This is a genomic window from Actinomadura latina NBRC 106108, from assembly GCF_001552195.1.
In the GTDB taxonomy this organism is placed as follows: Bacteria; Actinomycetota; Actinomycetes; order Streptosporangiales; family Streptosporangiaceae; genus Spirillospora; species Spirillospora latina.
The window spans coordinates 177130-185886 of sequence record NZ_BCQS01000026.1 but is presented as its reverse complement, the minus strand read 5'-3'; the positions used below and the strand labels follow the sequence as shown (position 1 = coordinate 185886).

The window sequence follows — 8757 nt, the reverse complement described above, 5'->3', positions numbered from 1 at the left end:
CCCGCTCCCGCAGGACCCCGGCTCCGGGGCAACCCTTCTAACTTACCTGCTCCGCTCCCATTGTCAACCCGATCCGCGAAGATCGTTTCGACAGTCGGAGGCGACCCAGGTCCCCGCGGAGACGACACACCCCCAGGCCCAAGACCTGGCAATGATCATTCCGTAGGAGACGCCCTGCGGGCCGGCCACCTCTCGGCGTCCTGCATCCCGTTCTGGCTTTGAGCCCATCCTACATCAGCCCGAGCGCCGCTCGAACCGATTTTCGGAGGTCCATCCCTCCCTCGGGCCGGCCGCCGACGTTCGGCGTCCTGCATCCCACCTGGAGCCGCCACGCAGATCCAACCCCGCGCGAACGGGGCTATTCCTGGTGGCTTCCTCGAGATCGGCCGCCATCTGGCGTCCCGCATCTCCCGAGGCAGGAGAGACATTAAGGTCCGTCGTGGGCACCGTCAAATCGCGGCACAGGCGTCACTCGCGAAAAGTTGTCACCCAAGCACACCATCAACCCCGCTGACCTCGCGATTCACGCACTACGTGCATCGGGTCACAGTGAGGTAGCGTGCGCAGACAACTCGTCCAGTCGGCGTCCAGGCGTCCGAGGGCGGGCAGTTGTGGCTCCCGGCACGACACTCGGCCGAGGTCAGGAGGAACACCTCGTGAATGTGCCCGTCGCCATCCGCGCTTCCGCAGAACGTCTCGTTGTCGCCGCGACCATGGGGCCCACGATCCATGACGTGCACGCCTGGCGGTTCAAGGTGGTTCCGGGCCTGGTCGAGCTGCACGCCGATCCGGACAGGTTCCGGCCCATGCACGATCCCGCGGGGCGGGGTCTGCATCTCAGCAGCGGCGCCGCACTCGTGAACCTCCGGCTGGCCGCCGCTCAGCTCGGGCACGCGGCCGTGGTCCGGCTGCTTCCCGATACGGGACGTCCATCGGTCCTCGCCTCGGTGCGCTTGGCCGGACGTCATCGGGTGACCCGCGAGGAGCGCCTCGTGTACGCCGCGACGCTGAAGCCCTTCCCCGCTCACCGTCCCGCATCGGGCATGCGGCCCGCACTCCCCGTCGTCAATGAGCTGGGCGAGGCCGCCCGCCTGGAGGGGGCGACGCTTCACCTGCTTCCTCGAGAACGGCTGACGAGCGGCCGATGGGCGGTTCTCACCACGCGCGGTGACTCCCCCGCCGAATGGCTCCGTGCCGGCCAGGCGCTCCAGCGGCTCCTGCTGAGCGCCACGGCCCGCTCCGTCTCCGTCTCGTTCATGTACGAGACGGTCGACGTGCCCGGGGCCGAGGACGTGACGGAGCCCGGCGAGGTGCCGCAGGTGCTGCTCGAACTCACGCAGCGCATGGACGCCGACCTACATGAGCCGCCGGTACGTCGAGAGGACGAAGGACAGCGGCGCCGGCAGCGGGTCCGGTAGCTGCCGCAACCGCTCCCGGAGCAGTTCGGCCGGGACGTGGTGCGCGCTCGGCCCCATCCCCACGAGGGTGGCCACCTCGTCATGGGTCAGGACGGCTTCCGCCTCGATCTCCTGGCGCGAATCGAACTTGAAGTAGCCCGCGAGCGCGGCGTCCATGCGCTCGGTCTTGCGCTCGTCGATCGAGAGCAGCCCGAGGGGCTCCACGAGTGGGCCGAGATGCCGGGGCGACGGGGTGACGGTGAACAGGAGCCCCTCGTCGCGGAGGACCCGGTGGAACTCGGCCGCGTTGCGCGGTGCGAAGACGTTGACGATCGTGTCGGCTGCGCCGTCCCGGAGCGGCAGCGGGCGCCAGAGGTCGGCGACGACGGCGCCCGCCCGCGCATGGGCCTTGGCCCCGCGGCGGGCGGCGTGCTTGGAGATGTCCAGCGCCAGCCCCACCGCGCCGGTCGACCGGTCGAGTATCCGGCTCAGGTAGTACCCGGTTCCGGCGCCCGCATCGACGACGAAACGAGGAGCGGCTCGGGAGACGCTCCTCGCCAGCCTGTCGGCGGGCGCGTCGAAATGGCCCGATTTCAGGAAGTCGTCCCGAGCCCGGACCATCTCCGGTGTGTCGGCCGTTCCCGGACGGGCGTTGCCCGGCAGGAGGTTCGCATAGCCCTGCCGCGCGATGTCGAAGGCGTGCCCGCCGGGGCAGCGCAGTCCGCCGCCGGCCAGTTCGAGGTCGGCTCCGCACACGGGGCACACCAGGTATGGGACGACATCGGCGAGCATCCGTCCATCATCGTCCATCCGGGCGGCGGCTCGGGCGTCACCACCCGGTTCTTTGCCCGCTCGCCGCTCGCCCGACGTCCCGCCGTCCACAGGACGACGGGTACGTGCAACGCGGAGCGGGCGCCGGTTGCGTCAGGCCTCCGCGCGCCGGCGGACGTCCTCCATGTCGAGGCCGCGGACCTGCTCGATCACGTTCTCCAGCACCGGCTCGGGCACGGCGCCCGCTTCGGCGAAGACGATGAGGCCGTCCCGGATCGCCATCAGCGTGGGGATCGACCTGATCCCGAACCGCTCGGACAGCTCCGGCTCGGAGTCGGTGTCGACCTTCGCGAACACGATGTCCTCGTGCTTGCCCGCCGACTTCTCGTAAACCGGCGCGAAGCGCTTGCACGGGCCGCACCACTCCGCCCAGAAGTCCACCAGCACGATGCCTTCGGCCTGAGCCACCTTGTCGAAGTTCTCAGCGGTCAGTGTGACCGTCGCCATGTCGGTTTCTCCTCAGTCGGGGTATCAGGTCGTAGAGCGGCTAACAGCCTCGCAGTATTCCCCGCCCGGGAATCACAGAGCGGTAATTAGCGTTGTCCTGCTAAGGGAGATCGCACCGGAGAAGGGTCAGGATGGCTGCAACCCGTACCAAGGGCGACAGGGTCGACGTCACCGACAAGGATCTTGTCGGTGCGTACCTCGACCGGATCGGCCGTACCCCCCTGCTCGACGCGCAGGCGGAGGTCGATCTGGCCAAGGCGATCGAAGGGGGCCTGTACGCCGAGCAGCTCCTCGAGGACGGGAGGGCGCCCGAGGGCGCGACCCGCGAGGAGCTGGAGGAGCTGGCCGCGGCGGGGCTGCGCGCGAAGCAGCGCTTCGTCGAGGCCAACCTGCGGCTCGTGGTCTCGATCGCCCGGAAATACCCGACCGACTCGTTGCCCCTCATCGACCTCATCCAGGAGGGGAACCTGGGGCTGATGCGCGCGGTGGAGAAGTTCGACTACCGCCGCGGCTTCAAGTTCTCCACGTACGCGACATGGTGGATCAGGCAGGCGATCGGGCGCGGGCTCAGCCACACCGCCCGCACCATCCGGCTGCCGGTCCATGTGGAGGAGGAACTTTCGCGGCTGCGGCGCGCGGAGCGCCAGCTCGGGCGGGAACTCGGCCGCGAGCCGACCCGGGAGGAGCTGGCCGGGACGCTGGGCGCCGAAGCCGAGCATGTGGACGAGCTGCTGCGCTGGCGGCGCGACCCGGCGAGCCTGGACGCGACCGTCGACGAAGCGGGCGAGACGCCGATGGGCGACCTCCTGGAGGACCCGGACGCCGTCACGCCGGAGGCGGAGATCCTCGCGCTGGACGACATCGAGGGCCTCGCGCGGCTGCTCGACCGGCTGCCGGAACGCGAGTCCGCGATCCTGCGCGCCCGGTTCGGGATGGACAGCGGGCAGCCGCTGTCGTACGCCCAGATCGGCGCCCGGTACGGCCTGAGCCACAACCGGGTGCGGCAGATCACCGACCGTTCGCTGCGGCGGCTGCGCCAGCTGGCGAACGAGACCGATCTGAGCGGCCGCAGGACCCTGACCGGGGCGCCCGGTCCCGCCCGGGAGCGGGAACCCGCGGCCGCCGGGAGCCGCGCGGCCTGACCGGACCCGCGCGGCACACGCCGGCATCATCGCGAATCGGGCGGCCCCGGCAGAGGGGCGGCCCGATTCGCGTTCCCGGCCGCGGCTCAGCATGCGAGAACACTCAGGATCGCCCGCGACACGCCCGCCGGCATCGCCGCTGCGGAGGGCTGCGGAGGGACTCACCGTCCCTCGCTGGGCGGGCGGTGCCATAGCCTTTTCCGCGTGAGTACATCCGCCGCAACCGGGGACCTCGACGCCTGGCGCCTGCTCCCCGCCCTCCAGCAGCCCGATTGGGACGATCCGGACGAGGTCCGGGCGGCCGCCGCCGAACTGGCGTCGCAGCCGCCGCTCGTCTTCGCCGGCGAATGCGACCAGCTGAAGGCGCAGCTCGCGGACGTCGCGCGCGGTGAGGCGTTCGTCCTGCAGGGCGGCGACTGCGCCGAGACGTTCGACGGGTCGAACGCCGACGCGGTGAAGAACAAGCTGAAGACGCTGCTGCAGATGGCGGTCGTGCTCACCTACGCCGCCAGTGTGCCGGTCGTCAAGATCGGCCGGATGGCGGGCCAGTTCGCCAAGCCGCGGTCGAAGCCCGTGGAGGTGCGCGGCGGCGTGGAACTGCCCGCCTACCGGGGCGACGCCGTCAACGGGTTCGCGTTCGACTCCGCGTCCCGCCGCAACGACCCGCACCGGCTGCTGAAGGCCTACCACTGCTCGGCGGTGACGCTGAACCTGTGCCGGGCGTTCACCAAGGGCGGTTACGCCGATCTGCGCCAGGTCCACGCCTGGAACCGCGACTTCGTCCAGAAGAGCCCTGCGGGACGCCGCTACGAGCAGCTCGCGGCCGAGATCGACCGGGCGCTGACGTTCATGAAGGCGTGCGGGGCGAACCCTGACGAGTTCCACGGGGTGGAGTTCTACTCCAGCCACGAGGCGCTGCTGCTGGAGTACGAGCGGGCGCTGACCCGCATCGACCACCTCAGCGGCCTGCCCTACGACGTTTCCGCGCACTTCCTGTGGATCGGCGAGCGCACCCGGCAGCTGGACGGGGCGCATGTCGAGTTCCTGCGGCACATCCGCAACCCGATCGGGGTGAAGCTCGGCCCGACGACGTCCGCCGACGACGCGCTGGCGCTGATCGAGCGGCTGAACCCCGACGGGGAGCCCGGTCGGCTGACCTTCATCACGCGGATGGGCGCGGGCAGGATCCGGGACGCGCTGCCTCCGCTGATCGAGAAGGTGCACCAGAGCGGCGCGCCGGTCGCGTGGATCTGCGACCCCATGCACGGCAACACGTTCGAGGCGCCCAGCGGGCACAAGACCCGCCGGCTCGGCGACGTCCTGGACGAGGTGGCGGGCTTCTTCGAGGTGCACCGGGCGCTCGGCACCCACCCGGGCGGCATCCACATCGAGTTCACCGGCGACGACGTCACCGAGTGCGTCGGCGGCGGCCAGGGGCTCGCCGAGGCCGATCTGCACCAGCGGTACGAGACGGCGTGCGACCCGCGGCTCAACCGGGGCCAGTCGCTGGACCTGGCGTTCATGGTGGCGGAGCTGTACCGCGAGTCCGCCTGACCGGTCCGGTGGTTCGAGCCGGAGCGGGGCGCGTTCACCGGCCGGCGGGCCGGCGGTGGACGCGCTCCCAGCGGAGATAATGCGCGACGGTACGTTTCAGCGTGGAACGTACCGTCAGATGTCGACCTCGGCCCACACGACCTTGCCGCCGGTCACCGGGTCGGCGCCCCAGGAGTTCGCGAACCGGTCGACGATGAACAGGCCGCGGTGCGACTCGTCCAGCGGGCCGGGAACGGTCAGCCGGGGCAGCTGCGCGGCGCGGTCGCGGACCTCGACGCGGACGCGGCCGGAACCGCGCAGCAGCCGCAACTCCAGTGCGGTACCCGCGTGCCGGACGGCGTTGGCGACGAGTTCCGCCACGATCGCGGTGACGAGCTCCTCGCGGTCCATCAGCGCCCAGGTCCGCATGGTGCGGGCGGCGAGGCGACGCGCGTACTCCACCGCCTCCGTCTGCGGCGCCGCCCGCAGTGTGGTCTCGGTCATCGGGTCGGTCACTCCGCCCGCTCGCCGTTCTTCATCGTCTCTCCTCACCGTCCATCGGCCGGTGCCTCCTCCGCCGCCGGGCCCTCGATCAGGAAGCGGTCGAGCCCGGTGGTGCGCAGCACGTTCTCGACCCGGCCGTAGGCGCCGGTGACGGTCAGCGTCGCGTTCTGCGCGCGCGCGTGCTTGTACGCCCGGACGAGGACGTTCAATCCAGAGGAGTCACAGAAGTCGACCGCCGCGAGGTCGACGACGACCGCTCGCTCGCCCGCGTCCACGAGCTCGGTCAGCCGAGTGCGCAGCTCTTCGGAGGAGTGCAGGTCGATGGAGCCGCGCGCGGCGATCGTCGCGCGGCCGTCCTGTCGTGTCGTGTCGTGTGCAAGGCAAGCCCCACGCCACCCCACCTTACCGATTGTTGGTCTCCATCATGACGCCCGTAGAACGATGAGGGCAATGTCATCGTTCGACGGCTCGGGCCCGAAGTCGCGCACGGCGCGCTGGATCCGCGCGGCGACGGCGCCCGCGCTCAGCCCCGTGCAGCCGGCCAGCAGCCGTTCGAGGCCGTCCCCGTCGCCGAGGAGCCGGGTCCCGGAACGCCGCTCGGTGACGCCGTCGGTCACGCAGAGCAGCACCTCGCCGCGGCGCAGGTCGACCGTGTCGGTGTGGAACTCCACACCGTCGAACACGCCGAGCAGCGGCTGCGCCGAGGCCGCCTCGCGGACGTTGCCGCCGGGGTCGAGGACGAGCGGGAGCGGATGCCCCGCGCTGGTCAGCCGGATCCGGACGCCGTCGCGGCGGCGGGCCGCGATCTCGCCGTGCAGGAGGGTGAGCAGCCGGCCGCGCTCGCCCTCGCCGAGGATGAGCCGGTTGAGCCGGGTCAGCACGTCCGGGACGGACATGTCCTCGGCGGCGAGGATGCGCAGGGCGTGCCGGGCGAGGCCGGTCACGGCGGCCGCCTCGGGGCCGGTGCCGCAGACGTCGCCGATGGCGAACCGCCAGCGGGACGCCGAGGCGGGGCCGCCGGGCCGCGGGCCGCTCTCGAAGACGTCGTAGAAGTCGCCGCCGACCTCGCTGCCCTCCCCGGCCGGCTCGTACACGACGGCGACCTCCAGGCCGGGGATCTCGGGGATGCCGGGCGGCAGGAGGCTGCGCTGCAGGGCGCTGCTCATGGCGGTCTGCGCGGAGAAGAGGCGGGCGTTGTCGACGGCGAGCGCGGCGCGGCGGCTGAGCTCCTCGGCCAGCTCGACCGCGCTGCGCGGGAAGCGGTCGCCGGGCGGGCGGCCGATGACGATGGTGCCGATGCGCCGGCCGCGGGCGATCAGGGGGAAGGCGTAGACCTGGTCGGCGGCAGTGTCGCCGACGGCGGCCCGGACCTCCGGCGGGGCGGCGGCGAGCCCGCTCCACGGGCCGGGACCGTCCATCGGCGGGGCGGCGCCCGCGTGCTCCAGCAGCTCGCGGAGCCCGTCGGCGCGGTTCTCGTCGGCGTGCCACACGTAGGCGAGCCGGTCGGGCTCGGCCTCGGTGACGGTGTAGACGGCGCACCAGGTGGCCAGGCGCGGGACGACGAGCTGGGCGACCAGGGCCATCGTGCGCTCCTGGTCGAGGGTGCCGGCGAGCAGGTCGCTGGCCTCGGCGACGAAACTGAGCCAGCCGCGCCAGGACCGTTCCAGCTCGCCCACCCTGGCCTTCTCCAGGGAGAGCGACATCTCGTCCGCGAGCCGGCCGAGCCGGGCGCCGTCGGCCTCGTCGAAGCGGCCCGGAATGGACGAGACGGCCACGACGACGCCGGTGAGACGTCCCTGGGACTCCAGGGGCGCGGCGGCCAGGGAGCGCGCTCGCAGGGCCGTGGCGGTCGGGTCGGCGCCGGATGCGACCCAGGGCGAGCCGGCGCGGGCGGCGGGGCCGAGCCCGGCCACCGACAGTTCGCCGAGCGGCATCTCGGCGGCGGTGCCGGCGGACGAGCCCATGATCATGCGGCCGTCGCGCTCGGTGAGCAGGACGGCGGCGCCCTCGGCGCCGAGGGCCTCGCGGACGGTGGCGACGCCGTCCTCCATGGCCTCCACGGCGGCCGGGGAGCGCAGGAGCCGGTCTCCGGCGACGGGGATGTCGCCCACGTCTCCCCCGAGGCTCTGCGCGCGGGCGCCGTCGCGGGCCTGGTCGCGGGCGGCGCGTTCAGGTTGTGCGCGCCCGGCGGCGGGGCCGTCGCCGGGGGCTTCGGAGTCCTCCCCGGAGGGCGCGGCGGTGCCGGGCTCGGCGCCGGACGCCGCGCCGGGCCTGGCCAGCCGGAACCAGACGCCCTTGGTGCGGCGGTCGTAGGAGACGCCCCAGGACACGGCGAGGCGGGCGATGGACGGCAGCCCGCGCCCGCTGGAGGCGGTGACGCCCGGCATCTCGATCCCCCGGGTGGGGTGCCGGTCGCGGACCTCGATCTTGATGTCGCCGTCCTCCAGCCGGCAGGAGACCTCGAACGACGTCCCGGCGTAGGCGATCGCGTTGGTGGCTAGCTCGCTGGTGGCCAGCACGGCGTCGTCCGCGACCTCGTCCATCCCCCAGTCGGCCAGCACCTTGCGGACGAACCGGCGCGCGTCCGCCACCGCCGCGGCGGCGGACGGGAAGGTCGCCGAGGCCGTCTGCCGATCCAACCGTCATCCCTTGTTCGAAGTCACTACCGGGTCCGGCCATCGTGACAGACTGGCCGGCCGCGCGGCCACGTGCGCCGTGAACCGGGGCCCCGCGATACGTCCGGCCTCGGTGAACGCGGCCCCCGCCACGACACGACAGACCGTAACACGAAGACTACAAGCGCGGATGCACGGTCATCGACGCCCGTTCACGGCCGTCCCCGCGAAAGGGGCCGGCCGCGGCCCGGCGACGTAGAGTACAGGTGCGGCCGGAAGGGCCCAGAA

8 protein-coding genes are annotated in these 8757 nt (G+C 72.3%); 3 read left to right on the top strand and 5 right to left on the bottom strand.

Annotated elements, in window-relative coordinates:
* Positions 1 to 734: 734 nt before the first annotated feature.
* Positions 735 to 1418: a hypothetical protein gene (locus AL2_RS27915; protein ID WP_245666993.1), complete on the top strand. Its 684-nt coding sequence runs from the start codon at positions 735 to 737 to the stop codon at positions 1416 to 1418.
* On the opposite strand, the gene AL2_RS27910 is transcribed toward AL2_RS27915, so the two are convergent.
* Positions 1356 to 2189 (bottom strand): putative RNA methyltransferase, encoded by an 834-nt coding sequence (locus tag AL2_RS27910; protein ID WP_067638686.1) that lies wholly within the window; start codon positions 2187 to 2189, stop codon positions 1356 to 1358. The two genes, AL2_RS27915 and AL2_RS27910, sit on opposite strands and share 63 nt — an antisense overlap.
* Before the next feature lie 132 nt (positions 2190 to 2321).
* Positions 2322 to 2675 carry a thioredoxin gene (gene trxA / locus AL2_RS27905; RefSeq protein ID WP_067638684.1) on the bottom strand — a complete coding sequence of 118 codons (354 nt, stop codon included), beginning with the start codon at positions 2673 to 2675 and terminating at the stop codon, positions 2322 to 2324.
* Between the two features lie 131 nt (positions 2676 to 2806).
* Here trxA and AL2_RS27900 point away from each other — a divergent pair, with 131 nt between their 5' ends.
* Together AL2_RS27900 and AL2_RS27895 are read left to right on the top strand one after the other, a co-directional pair.
* Positions 2807 to 3817, top strand: coding sequence for a sigma-70 family RNA polymerase sigma factor (locus AL2_RS27900; RefSeq protein WP_067638682.1), 1011 nt, complete (start codon positions 2807 to 2809; stop codon positions 3815 to 3817).
* Between the two features lie 204 nt (positions 3818 to 4021).
* A complete protein-coding gene (locus AL2_RS27895) occupies positions 4022 to 5371 on the top strand; it encodes a class II 3-deoxy-7-phosphoheptulonate synthase (protein ID WP_067638680.1) in 1350 nt (449 codons plus the stop codon).
* A 114-nt stretch (positions 5372 to 5485) separates the two neighbouring features.
* Here AL2_RS27895 and AL2_RS27890 read toward each other — a convergent pair whose 3' ends face one another.
* The 3 genes from AL2_RS27890 to AL2_RS27880 are packed head-to-tail and all read right to left on the bottom strand — an operon-like array spanning position 5486 to position 8493.
* Positions 5486 to 5854, bottom strand: coding sequence for an ATP-binding protein (locus tag AL2_RS27890; protein WP_067638735.1), 369 nt, complete (start codon positions 5852 to 5854; stop codon positions 5486 to 5488).
* A 44-nt stretch (positions 5855 to 5898) separates the two neighbouring features.
* Positions 5899 to 6255, bottom strand: a complete 357-nt coding sequence (locus AL2_RS27885; protein ID WP_067638677.1) for an STAS domain-containing protein — start codon at positions 6253 to 6255, stop codon at positions 5899 to 5901.
* 21 nt (positions 6256 to 6276) lie between these two features.
* Entirely contained in the window at positions 6277 to 8493 is a 2217-nt protein-coding gene (locus AL2_RS27880; protein WP_157438413.1) for a SpoIIE family protein phosphatase, read from the bottom strand.
* Between the last annotated feature and the right edge of the window lie 264 nt (positions 8494 to 8757).